Here is a 21,099-nt window from a genome sequence, read left to right on the forward strand (position 1 = left end):
TCGCCAGTTGGCAGGTCGCATCAATCGACTTGACCAATGGCCAACCTGTCAGTGATGTGTCCGAACAAGCGTCAGCTATGTCTCCGGTCTAAACACGTGCACGGCAAGTCTCGCTGCCGCATGCATGGCGGCGCACGGAGATCAAGCGCGCCGAAAGGAAATCAGAATGCGCAAACGCACGGCGCATTCACGCGTGATGCGGCCGCTGAACGAAGGCAGCTTCACGAGGTGCTGGATGATGCGTTGAAGCTACTTGGGGAGCTGTCGCGAGTTGCCGAATAGATTCTCAAGCCAGCGTAGATCGCAATTGTTGTTGACGAGGACGCTTGCAGAGACCCGCAACAGATGCCCTGCAGACTTGCACCGTGGGTCATTTTCTTAGAGTCCCTGAGGGCTTTGCTCGGCTACGCCGTCACGAGCGGACAAGCTCGGCGCCAGCCTCGAGATCGGCTAAGGGTTGAAAAGCAGCAGTGGGCGCCAAGCAAATGCTGTTGGTCCACGCCTGGGCGCGGGCTAACGCTGCGCTGGCGCGCCAGAAAGCCCTTGACGCAACAGAACACCATGGATTTGGATCGGTCGGAGGGCCTTGATTAGTCGATGGACGGAGCCGACCCTTGGGATTTTTGCTGAGAATTATGCTCGCAACCGCTTTCGTGAACCTTGCTCCAGCCGTTGTACAAGCGAAGAAAGCCGTCGCTTCTCCTGCCTTGCAGAAGGAATTCGATGCCTTCATCGAGAGGTTTCGCGCGGCGCTGAGGACAAACGATTCCGCCGCCGTCGCCGGTATGACACGATTGCCGTTCATGAACGACAGCGCAATTCGTGACGCCGCGCAATTTCGCGCCAAGACCTATCCGACCTCGTTCACGGCGAAAAACCGCGCGTGTATCCAGCGCGGCAAGGCCGTCTACGACCGCGATCAAGAGAACAATGACACTTACTTCGTCTTCTGCGGCGAGGTCATCTTCGTCTTTACCAAGACGCCGGCGGGGTTCCTTTTTACCGATGTCGGCGCGAATGACTGATCAGGCAACAATATAAAGCGCATCCGCGCGACCAGCGACGGAAGGCCCGCTCGCCCGCGGGTGCGGCAACTCCTGCTAACCACTCAACGGGAGTTCACTGGTGCCTGCGCCCGCTCGGCGTCGGCGGTCGCGGTGCCCATGTATTTCGATTGGAAATGAGCAACCCGCTCGCGCCACATTCCGACGAACGCCTCCGACGTCAGCTTCTCCACGGATTTCCACGCCTCTTTGACGGCCGGAAGCGTATTGCCCCAGATCGCGCGCCTGCACCATTTTTCGCCCTTCTCCCTGCCTTCGCCAGTGGCGCACATCGATTTCCAGGCGATGCGATTGGGTTGGCTGAGGTGCTCCGCGGCGCCTTCCCAGCCCTGCTGATGGATCAGGTAAAGATCGTTCAAGTCCGGCTTCCTGTGCGTCACCCACTGGAATAGAATGCCTTCCGTGATGACCTTGTAGGCTGCCGCAACGGCATTATCGCGGGGACTAAGAATGTCTCCGGAGCCGAATTTTCTGAACTCGTATTTGCTCAGCTGGAACAGCCCGATATATGACCCGGTGCGCTGCTTGGGATCGAAACCGGACTCGACCTTGGCCACGGCCTTCATGAAAGTGAAATCCAGACCGAAAGCGTCGGACGCGCGCTTGATCTCTTCCACCGGCGTTCCGACCGGGATGTCCTTGAACGAACGCAAGACGATCGCCGCCGGCTTCTCGGCAGGCGGCAGTTCGGACCAGACATAACAAATGAGATACCGGAAATCCTGCGGCCCCGTGCTGGAGGCACCGCCGGATGCACCGCACGTGGTCGGCGCCAGCTGGGCGACATCGTGGTGGCCCAAGTCCACCGAGTCCTGCGCAGGCGGTAAATCGGCCGACAGCGTTTGCGACGAATCGGGCAACGCGGCCACGACGATCGATTCCGATTTATCCGAGGCCGCCGTGGTGTCGGTGGCCGTCCCCGCCGCGGGCTCAGCGGCCGTCGCCACTTCGGCGCTAGCAACAGCGGCGTTCGCGGGTCCGGTGTTGCCCATTGCGATTGCCTGCGGTTCATCCGCGAGCATCGCGGTGGCGGCGAGAGATGCTGCGCGGCCCTGGATGGTCACTGCGCGGGCGTTCTCGGTGCCGGCCGGACCCAAGCCAGCCAGCCAGCCAGCGATCCACCCCGCGAGAACGACCGTTCCGCAAAACGTCGGCGCCACTATCGCAAATCGCCGCGGGTTCATGATGCCGTCGCCCCCATAGGCTCCACCGGAGCCGTGTAGAAAAGCCAAGCATGCGAAGAGGCTCATTCTTGGGTTCAATGTGGGTCGCGCAATGGCGCAAACGGCCGCTCGTCAATTTTTCCGAAACGTGTTGCCCGATTGCAACGCGTCGATCACAAGCAATCGCGCCCGTCTCAGCGGCAACTCCCACGGTAATTGTGAGTACGGTCCAATTTTCGACCCACTGCGACCAGATTTGGAGGAGAGGCTTGGTGCGCTGTCAGGATGACGCATCAGGCTTCGGCTTCGCGCATCGTCTCGAAACGATGGAATCGCGCCTACGGGACCGGGCGATGCTCGTTAAGGAATTACCAGCAATGCAGCGCGCGATAACAACCGCTGTACTCGCCATTTTCATGCTCCCTGCGGGGATCGCACACGCTCAATTTCTGTTTGGACCCCAACACACGTTCTGGCGAAGCCCATACGCTCCGTACAAAGACAAGCACCACCACCGGCAGACAAACTCTGAAACGGCCAAGAGCGTTCGGCCCGAGCCCCTTCCGAAGGGCCCGCTCCAGATCATCATCTCGCTCGCAGACCAACGGGTCTCGCTTTTTGACAACGGGGCCCTGATTGCACGCTCTTCGGTGTCCACGGGAATGGAGGGGCATCCGACTCCCCTCGGCGTGTTCAGCGTCATCAGCAAAGAACGATGGCACCGTTCAAATATTTATAGCGCCGCCCCCATGCCCTACATGCAACGCATCACCTGGTCAGGGATAGCGTTGCACGCCGGTGTCGTGCCCGGGCATCCAGCGTCACACGGCTGCATCCGTTTGAAAAATGATTTTGCCGTTCGACTCTGGCATCTCACGAAGCGCGGCACGCGCGTGATCATTGCGCATGGTGATGTCCAGCCGGTCGAGATAACCAATCCGCATCTTTTTCAACCGAAAGCCGCGTCCGGTTCGTCCGAATTCCAGAGTGCCACCGTCGCAACCAAGAGCATCGGTGCAGCCGCGGCAACGCAGGGATCACTGGTGTCAAGCGCCGAGACTCCAGAAGCCGCCAGTCTCCAGGAGCCGGGCTCGGCTCCCGCTGCAAGCGTGCCTAAAAAGATCGTCCCGATCTCCATCTTCGTCAGTCGTAAGTTGAGCAAGCTGTTCGTGCGTCAGGGCTTCACGCCGTTGTTTGATGTCCCGGTCAAGATCGAAAATCCGGAGGAGCCGCTGGGAACGCACGTGTTTACCGCAATGGAATTCCAGAACGAGGGAACGGCTATTCGCTGGAGCGTCGTGTCGATTCCAGAGGAATTGCCCCGTATGTCCGAAGCTGCCACGAAACGGCGAGAAGCGCCCGCGAAGCAAACCGCGCCGGAACCGTTACCCGACAAAGCCAACGCGGCGCTCAACCGCATCGAAATGCCCCAGGATACGGTTGAGAAGATCTCTGAACTCCTGACGCCGGCCTCTTCGTTGATTGTTTCCGACAACGGAATTAGCCAGGAGACGGGAAAAGACACGGATTTCATCGTGGTAACGCATTGACGCGGCGGCGCACCCCACCAACACACGATGTCGCTGCGCAAGCCGGTGGAATTGTCCGATCGCAATTCTGGTGCAACTTGATGTCCGCACCTGAGCCAAAGCGGCGCGAGGTCGGCTAAGGGTCACAAGCGGTCATGGACCGGCTGCGCGGGACAGGTCAGCTATGGGCCATAAGCGGACCTCTACAAGCCGCTCGTCGTGGCTTTCCAGAACCTATCCATTGCTGAGCAATGCTCTCTGGACTTCGGTCCCAGGAGGCCTACCACCGACCTGAAATCGAACGCCTTTCTGCCATCTGCATGCTGTAGTGATTCAAGAAAGCCGGTTGATAAGGCGGCACGTTCTTGAGCAGAGCCGTCTTCGAGTGCTTGTTCGCAGAGTTCAAAGATGGATCGTACTGCGCTTTTTGGCAGTCGATTGAAATGCTCGACAAAAGCCTCCGCCAATCCGGTACCCACGAGGGTTACGGGCACCACTTCAGGCGACCACTCGGCCTTCAGTTTAGCGAGCACCTCTCTCAATTGAGGTGCAAGATCAGAAATTCTTTCAAGATAGCTCTCATCCCTAGGCATGCGATCAATATGTCGGACACGGATCATGCCGGCAACGGGTCACAAGCTGAACTGGTGCATTGAAAGCCAGGGGCCTGCTTCGTGTCGAAAAGCGGACGTCGGGTGGTTGAGTCTGCGGGTATGATTAGGGACAGGATTTGAACCTGCGACCTCAAGATCATGAGCCTAACGAGAGCGCGGTCGACCCAGCCCCGGTCAAACGCTGCATGCCGAGCTAGCACCACGCCACGCAAGCCGGCCAGCGCCACATCCGGCGCCGGCCGTCTCGCGCCCGCTACTGCGTCCGGTCCGAGGTCCAGCCCTTGTACTCGCCGACATTGTCGCGCGTCACCAGTTTCGACGGCAGCAGCTCGACCGTGGACGCCGGCTTCTGGCCGTTGAGGATGTTGACGCCGACCTGCACGGCGCGGCGGGCCATGAAGAACGGGTCCTGCGAGGCGGAGGCCTGGATCTGCGCCGCCTGCGGATCCTTGAGGGCTGCTTCGATATCGGGTGCGCCGTCGACCGCGGTGATGATGATGCCGGTGCGCTGCTGCTGGCGCGCGGCAAGGTCGGTGCCGATCGCCTGCGGATCGTTGATGGCGAAGATGGCGTCGATCTTGGGGAAGCGGGTCAGATAGCCCTGCGCCACCGTGAGGCCGCCTTCGCGCGAGCCCTTGCCGTCCTGGTCGTTGGACAGGACTTTGATGCCGGGGTTCTTGCCGAACACGTTCTTGCAGCCGACGACGCGGTCGATCACCGCGGAGACCTGCGGGCCGTTCTCGATGATGACGTCGCCTTTGCCTCCCAGCTTGTCGACGATGTACTGGCAGGAGATCTCGCCGGCCTGGACGTTGTTGGTGGTCACCGTGGCGTCGGCGCCTTCGGCCGCGGTGTCGACGGCAACGACGACGATGCCGGCGGCCTGCGCCTTCTTGATCGCCGGGCCGACCGCCTTGGGATCGCCGGGGTTGAGCAGGATCAGGTCGACGCCGGCGGCGATGAAATTGTCGATCTGGGTGACCTGCTTGCCGAGGTCATATTCGAAGCCGACGGTGGTGATCTTCACGTTGGGGTTGGTCTTCTTGGCCTCGAATTCGGCGCCCTTCGACAATGCGACGAAGAACGGATTGCCGAGCGAGCCCAAGGAAACGCCGATCGACTTGAGCTCCTTGGCGCCGGACGGCGCGGAACTCAGGACGAGCGCCATCGCGGCGCCGGCAAACGAGATCGACTTCAACATTGGCTTCCTCCCTGGTCTGTTTGAAGCTCCGGCACGGCGACCAGTTGCCGTGACGAAATGAACATGACGCTGCAGCGCCCACGGCATTTTTTCCGCGCTCACGTGCGGGCCGAGCCCTGCAGCCGATAGCGGTCCAGCGCGACCGCGCCGATGATCACCAGGCCCTTGATCACATATTGCCAGACGTCGGATACGCCGATCAGGATCAGGCCGTTCGACAACACAGCAATGATCAGCGCGCCGACCAGCGTTCCCCAGATCGAGCCGATGCCGCCGACGAAGGAGGTGCCGCCCAGGATCACGGCGGTGATGGCGTCGAGCTCGTAGGACTGGCCGAGCTGCAGGCCATTGGCGGCGTAAAGGCGCGCCGCCTGCATCGCGCCGCCGAGCCCCGCGAGCAGGCCGGACACGCCATAGACGAAGATCAGCACGGCCCAGACCTTGATGCCGGCGAGCCGCGCGGCGCTCTCGTTGCCGCCGACCGCGTAGATGTGGACGCCGAGCACGGTGCGCTTGAGCACCAGCCACGACACCAGGATGACCAGCAACGCGATCACCCAGAGCCAGGGAATCGACAATACGCCGGGAATGAGGGTCAAGGCGCCGTTGCCGATGAAAGCATAGGGGATCGACGGATTGAACACCGTGGTGTCGGCGCCGAGCAGCCGCGCCGCGCCGCGCACGGCGGTCAACGACCCCAGCGTGACGATGAAGGGCGGCAGGCGCAACAGCGCAATCAAGCCGCCATTGAGAATGCCGAAGACGGCGCCGGTGAGCACCGCGGCCGGCAACCACAGCACCCCGAGATCGGGGAATTTGGAGATGATCAGCCCGGCCATCGCCGACGCCGCCAGGATGGAGCCGACCGACAGGTCGATGCCGCCAGTGAGGATGACGAAGGTCATGCCTGCGGCCAGTACGGTATTGACCGCGGACTGCTGCACCACGATGCCGATGTTCTGGCCGGTGAAGAAGCGGCCGTCCGACAGCACGTGAAAACCGATGCACAGCAGCAGCAGCACCGGCAGCATGCCGACCGCGCGAATGATCATCCGCGTCCGCTGCCGCTTCGTCTCCTGCGCGGCGGCAAGACCGGGCGCGACGGGGACGGCTTTGGCGGGGGCGGTGCTGGAGGAAGCGCCGTTCTCAGGCATCGAGCTGCTCCGTTCCGGTGGCGAGGGCCATGATGTCCTCCTGGCTGAGCGGCGATGTCGCGTTGCGCCGGATCTGCCCGGCGATACGTCCCGCGCGCATCACGATGACGCGGTCGCAGATGCCGATGATCTCGGGCAGGTCGGACGAGATGACGAGAACCGCGGTGCCCGACTTCGCGAGATTGTCGATGATCGAATAGATCTCGGACTTGGCGCCGACGTCGACGCCGCGCGTCGGCTCGTCGAGGATCAGGATTTTCGGGCCGATCGCGAGCAGCCGCGACAGCAGCACTTTCTGCTGGTTGCCGCCGGAGAGCCCGCCGGCGGGAACAGCGACATTCGCAGCACGGATGCCGAGCCCCGCAAACGCGCGTTTGGCGCGGTCGCGGGCCTTGTCGCGGTCGAGGATGCCGCCGAATTTCGCATCCCGGCCGAGCACCGCGAGATTGATGTTGTCGAGGCAGGACATGTCGAGGAACAGGCCGAGCGCCTTCCTGTCCTCGGTGAGATAGGCAATGCCGGCATCCAGCGCCTCACCGGGCGTGCGGATCGAGACCGTGCGCCCCTCGATCTCGACATGACCGGAGATCATCGGCGCGGCGCCGATGATGAGGTGCGCAAGCTCGGTGCGGCCGGCGCCGACCAGGCCGGCAAGGCCGACGACCTCGCCCGCATGCACCGTCAGCGAACATCCCTTGACGCGCCTGCCGTCGGCGATGTCGACGGCCGCGAGCACGGGAGCTCCCGACCGCGCATCATTCCTGGGATCATGCTCCTTCTTGTAGAAGGAGGAGACGTCGCGACCCACCATCATCCGGACGATGGTGTCGGCGCGGATGTCGCCCTTGTCGAGCGAACCGACCAGCGTGCCGTCACGCAGCACCGTGACGCGGTCGCCGAGCGCATAGACCTCATCCATGCGATGCGAGATGTAGATGATGGCGAGCCCTTCGGCACGCAGCTGGCGGATCAGCGCGAACAACCTTTCGCTCTCACCGGCTGACAGCGCGGTGGTCGGCTCGTCCATGATCAGGATCCTGGAGCGGGCGTGCAGCGCGCGCGCGATCTCGACCAGTTGGCGCTGGCCCATCGAGAGATTGGCGACCTGCGTCTGCGGCGTGAAATCCGCGCCGAGCCGCGCCAGGATCGGACCGACGCCGGCCTGCATCGCCTCGCGCGCCAGCAAGCCGCCGCGGGAGACCTCGCGACCGAGATAGATGTTCTCCGCGACGCTCAGATTGGGGGCGAGCGAGAGTTCCTGATAGATGATCGCGATGCCGGCCGCGCGGCCGCCGAGCGGACCGCTGATCTGCACGGGCTGGCCGTCGATGCGGATTTCGCTGCCCGGGTCCGGCCGGTAGGCGCCCGACAGGATCTTCATCAGGGTGGATTTGCCGGCGCCGTTCTCGCCCATCAAAGCGTGGATCTCGCCCGCGTAGACGGTGAGGTCGACGTCGCGCAGCGCCTTGATGCTGAAGAACGATTTAGAGACCCGGCGCATCTCGAGGATGGGCTCGCTCATCACACCTCCCCGATGCGCCGACGGCGGCATCGCAATCTCACCCGCGTCTCGTTGGTCCCTGGCGCGGGTGCAAGCATTAAACAAAAGGTTGTGGCGCAGGGCAATACCTCACGCATGCCGACGAACGGTCCGGCGCTGCTTTTATCTTTTGCAGACGGAACCGATCCCGCGCGTGATGCCTTTTCTTCGCCACATCATCGCGTATCGCGATCAGCGCCGCGGCCGGTACAGGCGGCGCCATTGCGGAAGCCGCTCGGCATAGGCCTGCGCAAGCGCGGGCTCAGGCTCGAAGGTCTCGACGCGCCGTGGTGCAGTGCAGACGGCATCAATCGCCTCCCCGGTGACGGCGAGGCGGCCGAGCCGGGCCGCACCAAACGCCGCGCCGGTCTCGCCGTCGGCAAAGCGATGCATGGGGATGTTCAGGACATTGGCCAGCACCGAAAGCCAGAACCGCGACCGCGAGCCGCCGCCGATGACATCCGCCTCCGCGATCGCCAATCCGGTCTCGGCAAGGACGTCCCGGCAATCCGCCAGCGCGAAGGCGACGCCTTCGAGCACGGCTTGCACGATCGCATCACGATCGGTGGCGTGACTGAGCCCGTCGAGCATGCCGCGCACATCCGGATCATCGTGCGGGGTGCGTTCGCCGGAGAGGTACGGCAGGAAGCTGACCTGCGACGGCGCCCGCGGGCGGCACCCGAGCGGCGCCAGCAGGTCGGCCTCGGAAGTCCCCAACAGCCGCGCGATCCAGGCCAGGCACGAGGCCGCCGAGAGGATCGCGCCGGCTTGTATCCACCTGTCGGGGACGGCGTGACAGAACGTGTGCACGACCCGCTCCGGATTGGCCGCGATCGTCTCGGTGGGCACCAGCAATGCGCCGGAGGTTCCGAGCGAAATGAAGGCTGCGCCGGGATTGATGGCGCCGATGCCGACGGCTCCCGCCGGATTGTCGCCGGCCCCGCCGGCGACCATCGGCCGCCCGGTCATACCCCAGCGCTGCGCCAACTCGCTCTGCAGCCGTGCCGCCGGCGCGCAGCCCTCGACCAGACGCGGCATCTGCCGGCGCGACAGCGCGGTCGTGGCGAGCCCCTCATCCGACCAATCGCGGCTGACAACATCGAGCCACAGCGAACCCGAGGCGTCCGAGACATCCTCGATCGCCTCGCCCGTCAGTACCAGGCGCAGATAGGCCTTGGGTTGCAGCACGAGTGTTGTCGCCGCGAAGATCTCCGGTTCGTGCCTCGCGACCCACAGCAATTTTGGCGCCGTGAATCCCGGCATCGCCTTGTTGCCTGTCGTCATTCGCAAGGCGGGCCAGCGCCGCTCCAGCTCAGCGCATTCCGCAAACGACCGTCCGTCATTCCAGAGAATGCAGGGCCGCAACGGCGTGTGGCTGGCGTCGAGCAGCGTCGCGCCGTGCATCTGGCCGGACAGGCCGATGCCCTCGACCGCGGCCAGTTCGCGCGCGTGATCTGCCTTCAGCGCGTCCAGCGTCGCAAATGTGGCCTCGATCCACTGCGCCGGGTCCTGCTCGCAATGGCCGGAACGCGGCGAAGAGACCGTCAGCGACCGGCTGCGGCTCGCCACCACGCGCTGCGCGTCGTCGACCAGAACGGTTTTGACGGCAGAGGTGCCGAGGTCGATGCCGAGATACATGATGTCACTTGCCTTGTGCATCCATGACATTGCGGCCATGGCGTTCCCGATGTTGGCACGCACCCGTCAATCATGTAACCCCACCCGAAACCTTCTCGGGACGCAACGCCCATGACCACCGCCGCCACCAACGACGCGGGAGCCACCCGCGCGCTGATCTTTGCGCTGCTTGCGCTGGCCTGCGGGCACATGCTCTCGACCTTACTGCGCACCATTCCGGCGGTCAGCCTCGATTTGATGGCGGCGGATTTCGGCATCGAACCGCAGGCGCTGGCGAGCCTCACCTCGGTCTACCCGTTCGCCTTTGCGGCCGCGCAGATCCCGGTCGGTGCGGCGATGGACCGCTTTGGCGTGCGGCCGGTGTCGCTGAGCCTGCTCGCGGGAACCGTGGTCGGCGCTATCGCGTCGGGGTTCGCGACGGGCCCCGAAAGCTTCGCGGTCGGTCAGGTGCTGCTGGGCGTTGCCACCTCCGGCATGCTGATGTGCCCGATGACATTGGCGGCCAAGCAATTGTCGGCTGCGCGCTTCGGGCTGTGGTCGGGCGCGATCCTCTCGATCGGCAATATCGGCATGCTGTTGTCGTCGAGCCCGCTCGCCTTCGTGGTCGACACCTACGGCTGGCGCGCCGGGTTCTGGATCTCGGCGCTCGGCGGCGTCGCCGTGGCGCTCGCGGTGTTCCTGCTGGTGCCGAACCAGCCGGCCGAGCACAAGGACGAATCCTCGCCGCTGTCGCAGATGATCGAGGTGCTCAGGCTCGGATTGTCGCGGCCCTTGCGCGGCCTGATCGCGCTGGCGCTGGTGTCGCTTGCGACCTCGCTGGTGCTGCGCGGCCTGTGGGGCGGGCCGTGGCTGATGCAGGTCAAGGGATTGTCGCGGGTCGAGGCCGGCAACCAGCTCGGCGCGTTCACGCTGGCGATGATTGCAGGTCCGCTTCTCGTCGGCATGATCGACCGCAGGCTCGGACGCCGCCGCGCGCTGGTGGCGGGAACACACCTGGCCGGCGCATTGCTGCTGGCGCTGATGGCACTAGGGGCGCCGCATTATGCCGTCTCGAAGCTGCTCAGCCTTCCCGTGATGCCGCCGCAATACGACCTCGTACTGTTCGTGCTCATTGGCTTGGCGACCTCGGCACAGCCGCTGCTGTTCGGCATGTCGCGGCAGCTCGTCGATGCGCAAGTGGCAGGCAAGGCGCTCGCGGCGATCAATCTCGCCTTCTTCCTCGGCGCGGCGCTGATGCAGTCGATCACCGGCGCGGTGGCCGCGTTCGCGGGACTGCCGGCGGTGCTGTTGTTCATGGCAGCCATGCTTCTGTTCGGTACGCTCATCTTTCTGGCCTATACGCGGACCGTCCAAAACCGGTAGGCTCGGAGTTCCTGGTCTTCTGGAGGGACGAATGGACGTGCAGCGGATCGCCGCTTTTTCGCAAGGAGAGAACGGGGGCAACCCTGCCGGGGTCGTACTCTGCGACGCGCTGCCTCCGGCCGACCGGATGCTGGCGATCGCGGCGGAGGTCGGGTATTCGGAGACGGTCTTCGCCGCGCCAAACCAGGATGGCTGGCGGGTACGCTACTTCGCCCCCGAGATCGAGGTGCCGTTCTGCGGCCATGCAACGATCGCGCTCGGGGCCGCGCTCGCCCTTGCCCATGGCGAAGGCACCCTCGCGCTCCAGCTCAACGACACAGCGATCACGGTGACAGGCTGGCGGAAGCAGTCCGCACTGATGGCGGCGCTGCAATCGCCGCGCACGCGCAGCGCGCAGGCGCCCGACGCACTGGTCGCGGCCGCGCTCGGCCTGTTTTCGTACAGCGTTGCCGATCTCGACCCGCGCCTGCCTCCCGCGATCGCCGAGGCCGGCGCCCGGCATCTCGTCCTGGCCCTGGCGAGCCGGCAGAAGCTGGCCGCGATGCATTATGACTTGGAGCAAGGGCGGCAGTTGATGACTGCAGCCGGCCTCGTCACCATCAGCCTCGTCCATGCCGAGACCGACACGCTGTTCCACGCCCGCAATCCATTCGCAGCCGGCGGGGTCTACGAGGATGCCGCGACAGGCGCCGCGGCCGCGGCCCTCGCCGGATATCTGCGGGACCTTGGCTGGCCTCATGGCGGCACGATTGATATCGGTCAGGGCGAGGACATGGGCGTGCCGTCGCGGCTGCGTGCCGAGATCAGCGCCGAACCCGGCTCGAGCATCCGGGTCTCCGGGGCGGCCCGGCAGATGTAGCCGGCGAAGTCCCGGCAGGAGGATGTCAATTCGCAGACATCCGGTGCGGAAGGCGTGCTGATGTCGTAGATGCAGACGTGGGAAATCGTTTTGATCAGGAAAAGCGTCATGTCCGGCTATCCTTTTGAGGACAGCTACGGCTATGCGCGTGCCGTCCGTGTCGGGGACCATGTCTTCGTCTCCGGAACGACGGCTCGTCCTCCAGCACTCGAAGGGGATGCGTACATACAGATGCTGGGCGCAATCGCGATAGTCGCCGAGGCGCTTGCAGATGCTGGAGCGGAGCTGCGGCACGTGGTGAGAACAGTCGTCTACGTTCTCGATATGGCGGACACACACCAAGTCGCCCGCGCCCATCGCGAAACATTCGGGGCGACGCGTCCGGCAAGCACGCTCGTTCAGGTAGCCGCTTTAACCCCCGCCCGGGCTCGTGTCGAAATAGAGGCGACGGCCATCGTGCACGACTGATCGGACGGGAATAGCGGTTGGTTCTGGGACCATGCGCGCACAGCAACGCGGCGCCACAGTTCATGCGTTGAGGCCGCCTTGCGAAACAAGTTGCCGCAGGGGATGCTGGCAGGCACCGTGCATCAAAGGGACATCTCATGCCTGTCGACACCAAAGCCGCCACCGACCGCCTCATGCGCTTTCTCGCCGTCGAGGGCGTCACCGGACAGGAGGCGGCGATCGGGCGTGAGCTCACGGCTGCGCTGAAGGAAAGCGGCGTACCGGCGAAGGCGATCCGGCTCGATGACGCCAATACGCGCATTCCGGTGCCGACCGAGACCGGCAACCTCGTCGTCGACCTGCCCGGCCGCGGCGCGCTGCACAACCAGCCGCGCATCATGTTCATGACCCACATGGACACCGTACCGCTGTGCGCCGGCGCCAAGCCGAAGAAGTCGGGTCGCAAGATCGTCAACGATGCCAAGACCGCGCTCGGCGGCGACAATCGCTGCGGCTGCGGCGTGCTGGTGACGCTGGCCGCCGAGCTCGAGAAGCAGCAGCTCGATCATCCGCCGATCACGTTGCTGTTCTGCGTGCGCGAGGAGAGCGGGCTCTACGGCGCGCGCCACGTCAAGCTCGACGAACTCGGCTCGCCGGTGATGGCGTTCAACTATGACGGCGGCTCGGCCTCCAACGTCGTCATCGGCGCAGTCGGCGCCGACCGCTGGACCGTCGAAATCTTCGGCCGCGCCTCGCATGCCGGCGTCGCGCCGGAGCGCGGCATTTCATCGACCATGATCATGGCCCTCGCGCTGGCCGACGTGAAGGCCGGCGGCTGGTTCGGCAAGGTGGTCAAGCGCAAGCAGCAAGGCACCAGCAATGTCGGCCCCGTCACCGGCGGCGAGGGGCGGCCTGCGGGCGACGCCACCAATGTCGTCACCGACTACGTGCATGTGCGCGGCGAAAGCCGCAGCCACGACGGAAAGTTCTTCAAGGAGATCACGAAAGCCTACAAAGCCGCGTTCGAGAAGGCCGCCAAGAGAGTCACCAATGCGCAAGGCAAGTCCGGCAAGGTCAAGTTCAAGGCCGAGACCGATTATTTCCCGTTCCGCATGAAGGACAACCTTCCCGTCGTCAAACGCGCGGTCGAGGCCGTGTCCGCCATCGGCGGCACCCCGAACGTGCGCACCGCCAATGGCGGCCTCGATGCCAACTGGATGGTCCGCCACGGCGTTCCGACCGTGACCTTCGGCGCCGGCCAGAACGAGGCGCACACCATCGACGAGTGGATCAATCTCGACGAATACGATCGCGCCTGCGCGCTGGCCGTGCAGCTCGCAACGATGCGGTGAGCTAACTTCGTAGGATGGGTAGAGCGCAGCGAAACCCATCGCTACTTGCGAAGATGACGATGATGGGTTTCGCTGCGCTCTACCCATCCTACAAGAAAAAAATAAGGGAGGCTGCATGCCGCGCATTTCGACCATCGAGACCGGATTCTACCGGATCCCCCTCCCCGTCATGCTCTCCGACTCGACCCATGGCGACATCGCCGCGTTCGAGCTGATCACCTGCCGCATCCGCGATGCCGATGGCGCCGAGGGCGTCGGCTACACCTACACGGTCGGGCGCAATGGCGGCGCCGTCGCCGACATCCTCAAGCGCGAAATCCCGCCGCTGGTCGAGGGCCGCGAAGCCGATGATACCGAAGCGATCTGGCATCAGGTCTGGTGGGCGCTGCATTATGGCGGGCGCGGCGGGCCGGCGGTGCTGGCACTCTCGGCGCTCGACATCGCGCTGTGGGATTTGAAGGCGCGGCGCGCGAAATTGCCGCTGTATCGATTGCTCGGCGGCTTCGATGCGCGCGTGCCCTGCTATGCCGGCGGCATCGACCTCGATCTCTCGGTCGAGGCTCTGCTCAAGCAGACCGACGGCAATCTCGCCAAGGGCTTTCGCGCCATCAAGATGAAGGCCGGCCGCCCCGATCTCAAATCAGATGTCGCCCGGGTCGCGGCGATGCGGCAGCATCTCGGCGACGGCTTTCCGCTGATGGTGGATGCCAACATGAAATGGACGGTCGAGGAAGCGATCCGCGCCGCCCGCGCGTTCCAACCCTACGACCTCACCTGGCTCGAGGAGCCGATCATTCCCGACGACGTCGCGGGCCACGCCCGCATCATGCAGGCCGGCGGCGTGCCGATCGCGGCGGGCGAGAATTTGCGTTCGCTGTGGGAGTTCAAGAACTACATCGTCGCAGGCGCGGTGTCCTATCCCGAGCCTGACGTCACCAATTGCGGTGGCGTCTCCGCCTTCATGAAGATCGCGCGGCTGGCGGAAGCGTTCAACCTGCCCGTCACCAGCCACGGCGCGCACGACATCACCGTGCACCTGCTCGCAGCCTGCCCGAACCGGTCGTATCTGGAGGCGCACGGTTTTGGGCTCGACAAATATATCGAGCATCCGCTGGTGCTTGAGGACGGGCTTGCGCTCGCGCCGGACCGGATCGGCCACGGCATCAGCTTCGATTGGAACGGGCTGGCGAAGCTGTCGGCGTAGCGCGGAGCCACGACCGCGCCCCCTCTCCCGCTTGCGGGAGAGGGTTGGGGAGGGGGTGTCTCCGCAGTGAGATCCCCAATGACGATCGAGCCCTCTCCCGCAAGCGGGAGAGGTGAAGTGGAGCGCAGTCGGTCTGCCCCGGCAATCACCAGCGCGTTGCTGCACGCGAGGCATTCGCTGACGCTTGATGCAAGCTGCGGTTATTCGGCTATGGTGTCGATGCCGACACACAAGCCGAGAGATTCCCGCCTTGACCCCCGAGCTGCACCAGAAACTGACGGCGTGGCGCCGGCATTTGCATGCGCATCCCGAACTGTCCCTCCAGGAGAAAGCCACCGCCGCTTTCGTGCAAGACAAGCTCACCGAACTTGGCATTCCCTTTGTGTCAGGCGTTGGCGGTCACGGCATCGTCGCGACCCTCACGCGAGGGGCTGCACAGGGCCGCGTCGGCCTGCGCGCCGACATGGATGCGCTGCCGATCACCGAAGATACGGGGCTAGCTTACGCTTCGCAAAATCCCGGTGTGATGCATGCCTGCGGCCATGACGGACATACCGCTTCGCTGCTCGGCGCCGCCGCGCTGCTCGCCGCCGACACCAGCTGGAGCGGGACGGTTGATTTCATCTTCCAGCCGGCCGAGGAAGGTTATGGCGGCTCGCGTGCGATGGCCGCGGCCGGGCTGTTCGAGCGCTTTCCAATGGAGCGGGTGTTCGGTTTTCACAACTGGCCGGGGCTTGCCGCCGGCACCATCGCGGTCCATGACGGCGTCGTCATGGCCTCCGGCGGGCGCATCACCATCACCATCGATGGCCATGCGGGACACGCCGGCATGCCGCATTTGACGCGCGATCCGGTGATGGCGGCCGGCCATTTGATCGTGGCGCTGCAATCGATCGTCTCGCGCAGCGTCGATCCGCTCGACACCGCCGTGCTCTCGCTCTGTACGCTCGAAGGCGGCACGGCACGCAACCAGATCGCCGGACGCGTCTCGATCGGCGGCACGCTGCGCTACCATCGCGATGCGGTGAAGGACGCCGTCGTGGCGCGGATCGAACAGATCTGCGCCGGGATTGCCACGAGCTTCGGCGTCAAGGTCACGCCCGAGATCGTCATGGGCGTCGGCGTCGTGATCAACACGCCGGCCGAGGCGGATCTCGCGCGCCTCGCCGCGGACAAGGTGCGGGCCGAGCTCCGGCGCGACCTCGCGCCCAGCATGGCCGGTGAGGATTTCGCCCACTATCTCTCGCGGCGCCCCGGCGCTTTCGTCTGGATCGGCAACGGCGAATTGCGCGACGGCGCCGAGCTGCACGGCCCGCGCTATGATTTCAACGACGCGATTTTGCCGGTGGCATCGAGCTGGATGGTGGAAGTCGCCAAGGCGGCGCTGGCCTCGAACTAGAGTGTGTATCCATGAATGACACTGCACTTGATGCCCGCCATGCTTCCGACGGGTCAAAGGCGGCGGTCTGCACCGGGCAACGGCTTCTGCCCTACCCCGACTCCACACCTGCCGCTGCAATGCGCCAACCGACGGCGATGGGCGACTTCAGACTTCAGCGCTGCCTCCGGCCGCGCCAGCAGCCTCATTCTAGATCGTGAAGGTCCTTGCCGAGCGGCGCCGTCATCCGAAACTCCGAAAAAGCCACTTCCAGCCCGGCCCGCTCCGGCGTGCAAGCCATCGGTCCAACAAGATAGGAAGGTTTCTTGGCAAACGGCGCAAGCCTCATGAGAGGCCAAACCTTGCCATCGTTCGAAGCTTGCACACGAAGAACGCCATGAGCAACGGTTACCCGCAATCGGAAGTCACGTGCGTCGTGCTCATAGGGTGCTGTTGCCCAGTCCGACCGCCCATCCGTCAATACGCTCGAAAGCATGGCCCGTCCGTCCGCAAATTCGATTCCGGCCTTAAGCCAGCGATTAGCGTCTACGCGCACCATGATGCCGGCTTGATCGTAGAGCGCTTGGAAATTACCTCGCACCCGCAACTCGGCCGTGAAGGCATCCCCGGCCAGAAACCCGAGAAAATGTCCGTTGTCGCGGATAAAGCCGTAATGAGTCTCGCGCCAGAAGTCGGTGGCATTGTCAGTGACCACTTCAAGGCTGTTGCCCTCCTCGGTCCATTGTTTCGGCTCATTCACCCAAATGCCGTCAGATCTGCCAAGTATCATTTCAACCTCGATGCAAACCATGTGATGGTCTCGACGAGCTTTCGGGTTTCGGCCCGACATCGCGATAGCGGCATCGAAGAACTGAACCTGAGCAAATCCAAATCCGTCATGCCTCGCTGAACGGGCCTCAACGAGGTGCGCCACTTACTTCGTCGATGGACCAATTTCGAAAGTCGGCGATCAGCCGCCGCGGCTGATCATCTTGAGGCCCGACCGTCTTGCCGTGCTTCAAGCGATAACGAACTCACCGGGTCTTGCGCATTCATCCGGCTAAGCCTGGCTGCGCGTAGTAAGCTCACCGCCCTGCGAACACCCGCCCGCTCACGAGATCTCGCGCGGTAGCTTCCAGCCGGGCTTCGGCTCGAACGTCTCCTCGACCTGCGCGACGTGATAGCCGGCGGGCAGAAGGCGGCCGCCCTCCTCGTCCGCGACCGGCACGTCGGTCACCAGCCCCTCGATCAAGGCGGCTTCCCACACCTCCTTCTCGGAGGGAAAGGGATCGCCGATCTGCTTGTTGCCTTCGAACAGCGCGTACATCGGTTCCGGTCCTGCGTTGATCAATCTCACGAGCAACGTATCGGCCGCACGGACGTTCCCATCCGGCAAATCGCAACGGATGGACACGTCAAACATGGCGCGCGTTCTGATCGGAACTTCCGGCTGGCATTACGCCTCCTGGCGAGGTCCGTTCTTTCCGGAGGGCGTGACGCTGAAGCAGCAGCTGAGCTATTACGCCGGACAGTTCGACACCACCGAGCTGAATGGCGTGTTCTACCGCACCCCGACGCCGGAGGCCGTCGAGGGTTGGCGGGCGCAGACCGGCCGCGATTTCGTCTTTGCCTGGAAGGCCTCGAAATTCATCACGCATTGGAAGCGCCTCTCGGATCGCTCGGTGAACAGCCTCGAGCTGCTCGAGGATCGCATCTCACGGCTCGGCGGCAAGGCCGGCCCGATCCTGTTCCAGCTGCCGCCGCAATTCGAGGCCGACGCGGACCGCCTCGCCAGCTTCTTCAAGCTGCTGTCGCGGAAGCGGCGTTACAGTTTCGAATTCCGTCATCCGAGCTGGTATCAACCGCGCATCTTGCGGATGCTGGCCGACGAGAACATTTCGCTGTGCCTGTCCGACCATCACGACGCGCCGGCGCCGTGGAAGCGCACCGCGGATTTCGTCTATGTGCGCGGACACGGACCAAGCGGGCGCTATCACGGGCACTATACGAAACCCACGCTGGCGCAATGGGCGCGGCGCATCACGTCCTGGAAGCGGCAGGGCTGCGACGTCTACGTCTATTTCGACAATGACCAGAAGAGCGCGGCGCCGGCCGATGCACAGGCGTTGAAGCAATTGCTCAACGTGCGGCAAAGCGCGGCGATCACGACGGCAAGCCGCCGTGCAGGCGCCGTTGTTCACCGCTAGACGATGCCGCCCTGCCGGAGCGCCGCGATCGCGGCCTTGTCGTAGCCGAGCTCGCTCAGGATAAGGTCGGTATGCTCGCCGAGCGTGGGCGGGCGCGTCGCGATTTCACCGGGCGTTTCCGACAGGCGGACGGCGGCGCGCGCCACCGGTGCGGGCTTCGGCAAGCCGGGATAGTCGACGTCCTGCATGAATCCGGCGGAGCGGATGTGCGGATGATCCAGCGCCTGCTGCGGGCTCAGCACGGGGCCGGTCGGAATCATGGCCTTGCCCAAGGTGTCGACGGCCTCCTGCGTGGTGCGCTCGGCGCACCAGCGCGCCATCCGCTCGCTGATGACAGGGCCGTTGTTGCCGCGGCTGATGTCGTCGGTAAAGCGCGGATCGTTCAGCCAGACCTCCTCCTCACCCATCAGTTTCGCCCAGCGCTTGAACAGCGGATGCCCCGTGACCTGGCACAGCACCCAGCCGTCCCTCGTGCGATAGATGTCGGCGGGCGCCGCGGTCTGGCCGAGATTGCCTGTCGGCACCCGATTGACGTTGATGACGGCCTGCTCGATCAGCGTGGCATTGGTGAAGGACAAGGCGGTGGCGAGCAATGCGCCCTCGACGATCTGCCCGCGCCCGGATTTGCCGCGCTCGATCAGCGCGGCGAGCGTGCCGAACGCGCAATGCAGCGCGGTCCCGAAATCGACCCAGTTGACCGCAGCCCGGTAGGGCGGATCGCCGGCGCCCGTCATGTACACCGATCCCGACATGACCTGGCCGACACCGTCGAAGCCGACGCGGTCGGACCATGGCCCCGGCCCGCCGAACGCGGTGGCCGTCGTCAGGATGATGTCCGGCTTGATCGCCTTGAGCGAATCGTAGTCGAGCTTCATCGCGCGCAATGTCTGCGGCGGCAAGTTGGCGACGACCACGTCCGCGGTCGCAACCAGCCGGCGCATCACCTCCTGCCCTTCCTGCTTCATCGGATCGAGCGTGAGGCACTTCTTGTTGCGGTTGACCTGAAGGAACAGCGCGCCTTCGCCATTTTCGCCGACCGGCGCCACGAAGCGATCCTCGCTGCCGTCGCGCTTTTCCACGCGAATGACCTCGGCGCCGAATTCGGCCAGCAAGGTCGCGCAATAGGGCCCCGCGATATAGCGCCCGAAATCGAGAACCCGGACGCCGTCCAGAACCCCTCCCATCGATCTCTTTCCTTTGTGCTGTTCGTCAGCTTACAGGGATTGGCATTTGCGGCAAGGTGGCAACGGACGCCATGCCCCACCCTCGAGATGTGATCGGCGAATCATTTCGACTGGCGGAAATTGTGCTCTAGTATGGACCTCCCTCCCCAATCAGAGCCCCGTCCATGCCGCAACAATTCGATCGATCCAAAGAAGATCTCGGCAACGCGATCCATTTCGAGCACGTCAACATCCAGGTCCCGGACCAGCGCCTCGCCACACTGTTCTATGTCGCAGGCCTCGGGCTCACCCGCGATCCCTTTCTGATGGTGTCCGACACCAACATGTGGATCAACGCTGGACGGAGCCAGTTTCATTTGCCGAGCGGCCGGCCGCAAGTGCTGCGCGGTCATGTCGGGTTGGTCATCGCAGGCCGCGAGGCGCTGCTGGCGCGATTGGCGTCAGTCGCGAAGAAGCTCGAGGGCACGGCGTTCGCCTTCGCCGAGCGTAACGACCATGTCGAAGCGATTTGTCCGTGGGGCAACCGGCTACGCTGTTACGAGCCCGACGCCGCGCGCTTCGGTCGCGTCGCGCTCGGCATTCCCTATGTCGAGTTCGACGTGCCGGTGGGATCTGCCGCGCGCATTTGTGCCTTCTACCCCGAGATCATGGGCATGCCATCCGAGTTGCGGAACGGCGACGGCACGGTTGCCGCCGTGAAGACCGGCCGCGACCAGCATCTGTTGTTCCGCGAGACCGATCAGCCGCAAGGCGACTATGACGGCCACCACGTGCAGATGTACATCACCGATTTCTCCGGCCCGTATCGCAAGCTGCTGGCGCGCGATTTGATCTCGCGCGAGGACAATCAGTACCAGTACCGCTTCTGCGACATCGTCGATCTCGACAGCGGCAAGCCGCTGTTCACGGTCGAGCACGAGGTTCGCAGCGCCACCCACCCGATGTTCATGCGGCCGATGGTCAATCGCAATCCGGCGCTGAACAATCGCAATTACGCATCCGGCCACGATCAATCGCTTTGGGCGATGGGGCCGGATCAATACGAGGGATAGGTGATAACCAAGTCCCGCGCCTAGCCGCAGCAACGTCGGAATGACCGAAGTCGCGGCCGGGCGGCTCCGCTGAGCGGAGCCGCCACATGTTGCGTGCGCTCCGGTGGGACGGGCATGCCCCACCTTTCGCATCAGACGGGTGAGCGTCCCG

At 64.3% G+C, this 21,099-nt stretch carries 19 protein-coding genes; 10 read left to right on the top strand and 9 right to left on the bottom strand.

What is annotated here, in order from left to right:
* Nucleotides 1–614 precede the first annotated feature (614 nt).
* A complete protein-coding gene (locus ABIB80_RS09825; protein ID WP_007594128.1) occupies nucleotides 615–1,025 on the top strand; it encodes a hypothetical protein in 411 nt (136 codons plus the stop codon).
* Nucleotides 1,026–1,108: 83 nt separating this feature from the next.
* Here the strand turns inward: ABIB80_RS09825 and ABIB80_RS09830 are convergent, their stop codons facing one another.
* The gene (locus ABIB80_RS09830) at nucleotides 1,109–2,248 is read right to left on the bottom strand and encodes a lysozyme family protein (RefSeq protein WP_354127292.1); all 1,140 of its coding nucleotides are present in this window, start codon (nucleotides 2,246–2,248) and stop codon (nucleotides 1,109–1,111) included.
* 251 nt (nucleotides 2,249–2,499) lie between these two features.
* On the opposite strand from ABIB80_RS09830, the gene ABIB80_RS09835 reads away from it, so the two are divergent.
* On the top strand, nucleotides 2,500–3,777 hold the full coding sequence (locus ABIB80_RS09835) for a L,D-transpeptidase (RefSeq protein WP_245286082.1): 1,278 nt from the start codon (nucleotides 2,500–2,502) through the stop codon (nucleotides 3,775–3,777).
* 182 nt (nucleotides 3,778–3,959) lie between these two features.
* Here the strand turns inward: ABIB80_RS09835 and ABIB80_RS09840 are convergent, their stop codons facing one another.
* The 5 genes from ABIB80_RS09840 to xylB form a co-directional block, all read right to left on the bottom strand.
* Nucleotides 3,960–4,376, bottom strand: coding sequence for a DUF7674 family protein (locus ABIB80_RS09840; RefSeq protein WP_354127293.1), 417 nt, complete (start codon nucleotides 4,374–4,376; stop codon nucleotides 3,960–3,962).
* Between the two features lie 247 nt (nucleotides 4,377–4,623).
* Nucleotides 4,624–5,571 carry an ABC transporter substrate-binding protein gene (locus ABIB80_RS09845; RefSeq protein ID WP_354127294.1) on the bottom strand — a complete coding sequence of 316 codons (948 nt, stop codon included), beginning with the start codon at nucleotides 5,569–5,571 and terminating at the stop codon, nucleotides 4,624–4,626.
* Nucleotides 5,572–5,669: 98 nt separating this feature from the next.
* Nucleotides 5,670–6,725, bottom strand: coding sequence for an ABC transporter permease subunit (locus ABIB80_RS09850; RefSeq protein ID WP_354127295.1), 1,056 nt, complete (start codon nucleotides 6,723–6,725; stop codon nucleotides 5,670–5,672).
* Nucleotides 6,718–8,247 carry a sugar ABC transporter ATP-binding protein gene (locus ABIB80_RS09855; protein WP_354127296.1) on the bottom strand — a complete coding sequence of 510 codons (1,530 nt, stop codon included), beginning with the start codon at nucleotides 8,245–8,247 and terminating at the stop codon, nucleotides 6,718–6,720. The genes ABIB80_RS09850 and ABIB80_RS09855 overlap by 8 nt, the downstream gene beginning before the upstream one ends.
* Before the next feature lie 210 nt (nucleotides 8,248–8,457).
* The gene (gene xylB, locus ABIB80_RS09860; RefSeq protein ID WP_354127444.1) at nucleotides 8,458–9,903 is read right to left on the bottom strand and encodes a xylulokinase; all 1,446 of its coding nucleotides are present in this window, start codon (nucleotides 9,901–9,903) and stop codon (nucleotides 8,458–8,460) included.
* Between the two features lie 111 nt (nucleotides 9,904–10,014).
* On the opposite strand from xylB, the gene ABIB80_RS09865 reads away from it, so the two are divergent.
* From ABIB80_RS09865 to ABIB80_RS09890, 6 genes are all read left to right on the top strand, one after another.
* Entirely contained in the window at nucleotides 10,015–11,265 is a 1,251-nt protein-coding gene (locus ABIB80_RS09865; protein ID WP_007594157.1) for an MFS transporter, read from the top strand.
* A gap of 31 nt (nucleotides 11,266–11,296) precedes the next feature.
* A complete protein-coding gene (locus tag ABIB80_RS09870) occupies nucleotides 11,297–12,124 on the top strand; it encodes a PhzF family phenazine biosynthesis protein (protein ID WP_354127297.1) in 828 nt (275 codons plus the stop codon).
* Between the two features lie 69 nt (nucleotides 12,125–12,193).
* Entirely contained in the window at nucleotides 12,194–12,592 is a 399-nt protein-coding gene (locus ABIB80_RS09875) for a Rid family hydrolase (protein WP_354127298.1), read from the top strand.
* 137 nt (nucleotides 12,593–12,729) lie between these two features.
* Nucleotides 12,730–13,923 (top strand): M20/M25/M40 family metallo-hydrolase, encoded by a 1,194-nt coding sequence (locus ABIB80_RS09880; RefSeq protein ID WP_354127299.1) that lies wholly within the window; start codon nucleotides 12,730–12,732, stop codon nucleotides 13,921–13,923.
* Between the two features lie 115 nt (nucleotides 13,924–14,038).
* Nucleotides 14,039–15,127, top strand: a complete 1,089-nt coding sequence (locus ABIB80_RS09885) for a mandelate racemase/muconate lactonizing enzyme family protein (RefSeq protein ID WP_354127300.1) — start codon at nucleotides 14,039–14,041, stop codon at nucleotides 15,125–15,127.
* 250 nt (nucleotides 15,128–15,377) lie between these two features.
* Nucleotides 15,378–16,526: an amidohydrolase gene (locus tag ABIB80_RS09890; protein WP_354127301.1), complete on the top strand. Its 1,149-nt coding sequence runs from the start codon at nucleotides 15,378–15,380 to the stop codon at nucleotides 16,524–16,526.
* 184 nt (nucleotides 16,527–16,710) lie between these two features.
* On the opposite strand, the gene ABIB80_RS09895 is transcribed toward ABIB80_RS09890, so the two are convergent.
* Together ABIB80_RS09895 and ABIB80_RS09900 are read right to left on the bottom strand one after the other, a co-directional pair.
* Complete coding sequence (locus ABIB80_RS09895; RefSeq protein ID WP_354127445.1) at nucleotides 16,711–17,295, bottom strand: DUF1349 domain-containing protein; 585 nt, start codon at nucleotides 17,293–17,295, stop codon at nucleotides 16,711–16,713.
* Between the two features lie 321 nt (nucleotides 17,296–17,616).
* Nucleotides 17,617–17,832, bottom strand: a complete 216-nt coding sequence (locus ABIB80_RS09900) for a hypothetical protein (protein WP_007607539.1) — start codon at nucleotides 17,830–17,832, stop codon at nucleotides 17,617–17,619.
* Nucleotides 17,833–17,926: 94 nt separating this feature from the next.
* Between ABIB80_RS09900 and ABIB80_RS09905 the strand changes: the two genes are divergently transcribed.
* A complete protein-coding gene (locus ABIB80_RS09905) occupies nucleotides 17,927–18,712 on the top strand; it encodes a DUF72 domain-containing protein (protein WP_354127302.1) in 786 nt (261 codons plus the stop codon).
* Here ABIB80_RS09905 and ABIB80_RS09910 read toward each other — a convergent pair.
* Nucleotides 18,709–19,896: a CaiB/BaiF CoA transferase family protein gene (locus ABIB80_RS09910; RefSeq protein WP_354127303.1), complete on the bottom strand. Its 1,188-nt coding sequence runs from the start codon at nucleotides 19,894–19,896 to the stop codon at nucleotides 18,709–18,711. The two genes, ABIB80_RS09905 and ABIB80_RS09910, sit on opposite strands and share 4 nt — an antisense overlap.
* Before the next feature lie 164 nt (nucleotides 19,897–20,060).
* Here ABIB80_RS09910 and ABIB80_RS09915 point away from each other — a divergent pair, with 164 nt between their 5' ends.
* On the top strand, nucleotides 20,061–20,948 hold the full coding sequence (locus tag ABIB80_RS09915; protein ID WP_219685143.1) for a VOC family protein: 888 nt from the start codon (nucleotides 20,061–20,063) through the stop codon (nucleotides 20,946–20,948).
* Nucleotides 20,949–21,099 lie beyond the last annotated feature (151 nt).

The organism is Bradyrhizobium sp. i1.15.2 (assembly GCF_040548425.1).
Taxonomy (GTDB): Bacteria; Pseudomonadota; Alphaproteobacteria; order Rhizobiales; family Xanthobacteraceae; genus Bradyrhizobium; species Bradyrhizobium canariense.

Excerpts from the sequence above, each read along its gene's own strand:
- ABIB80_RS09840 (WP_354127293.1), bottom strand. The coding sequence starts at position 4,376 with ATGATCCGTGTCCGACATATTGATCGCATGCCTAGGGATGAGAGCTAT.
- ABIB80_RS09855 (WP_354127296.1), bottom strand. The coding sequence starts at position 8,247 with ATGAGCGAGCCCATCCTCGAGATGCGCCGGGTCTCTAAATCGTTCTTC.
- ABIB80_RS09870 (WP_354127297.1), top strand. The coding sequence starts at position 11,297 with ATGGACGTGCAGCGGATCGCCGCTTTTTCGCAAGGAGAGAACGGGGGC.
- ABIB80_RS09885 (WP_354127300.1), top strand. The coding sequence starts at position 14,039 with ATGCCGCGCATTTCGACCATCGAGACCGGATTCTACCGGATCCCCCTC.
- ABIB80_RS09880 (WP_354127299.1), top strand. The coding sequence starts at position 12,730 with ATGCCTGTCGACACCAAAGCCGCCACCGACCGCCTCATGCGCTTTCTC.
- ABIB80_RS09900 (WP_007607539.1), bottom strand. The coding sequence starts at position 17,832 with ATGTACGCGCTGTTCGAAGGCAACAAGCAGATCGGCGATCCCTTTCCC.
- ABIB80_RS09850 (WP_354127295.1), bottom strand. The coding sequence starts at position 6,725 with ATGCCTGAGAACGGCGCTTCCTCCAGCACCGCCCCCGCCAAAGCCGTC.
- ABIB80_RS09915 (WP_219685143.1), top strand. The coding sequence starts at position 20,061 with ATGCCGCAACAATTCGATCGATCCAAAGAAGATCTCGGCAACGCGATC.
- ABIB80_RS09895 (WP_354127445.1), bottom strand. The coding sequence starts at position 17,295 with ATGATACTTGGCAGATCTGACGGCATTTGGGTGAATGAGCCGAAACAA.
- ABIB80_RS09845 (WP_354127294.1), bottom strand. The coding sequence starts at position 5,571 with ATGTTGAAGTCGATCTCGTTTGCCGGCGCCGCGATGGCGCTCGTCCTG.
- ABIB80_RS09830 (WP_354127292.1), bottom strand. The coding sequence starts at position 2,248 with ATGAACCCGCGGCGATTTGCGATAGTGGCGCCGACGTTTTGCGGAACG.
- ABIB80_RS09910 (WP_354127303.1), bottom strand. The coding sequence starts at position 19,896 with ATGGGAGGGGTTCTGGACGGCGTCCGGGTTCTCGATTTCGGGCGCTAT.
- ABIB80_RS09875 (WP_354127298.1), top strand. The coding sequence starts at position 12,194 with ATGCAGACGTGGGAAATCGTTTTGATCAGGAAAAGCGTCATGTCCGGC.
- xylB (WP_354127444.1), bottom strand. The coding sequence starts at position 9,903 with ATGTATCTCGGCATCGACCTCGGCACCTCTGCCGTCAAAACCGTTCTG.
- ABIB80_RS09905 (WP_354127302.1), top strand. The coding sequence starts at position 17,927 with ATGGCGCGCGTTCTGATCGGAACTTCCGGCTGGCATTACGCCTCCTGG.
- ABIB80_RS09865 (WP_007594157.1), top strand. The coding sequence starts at position 10,015 with ATGACCACCGCCGCCACCAACGACGCGGGAGCCACCCGCGCGCTGATC.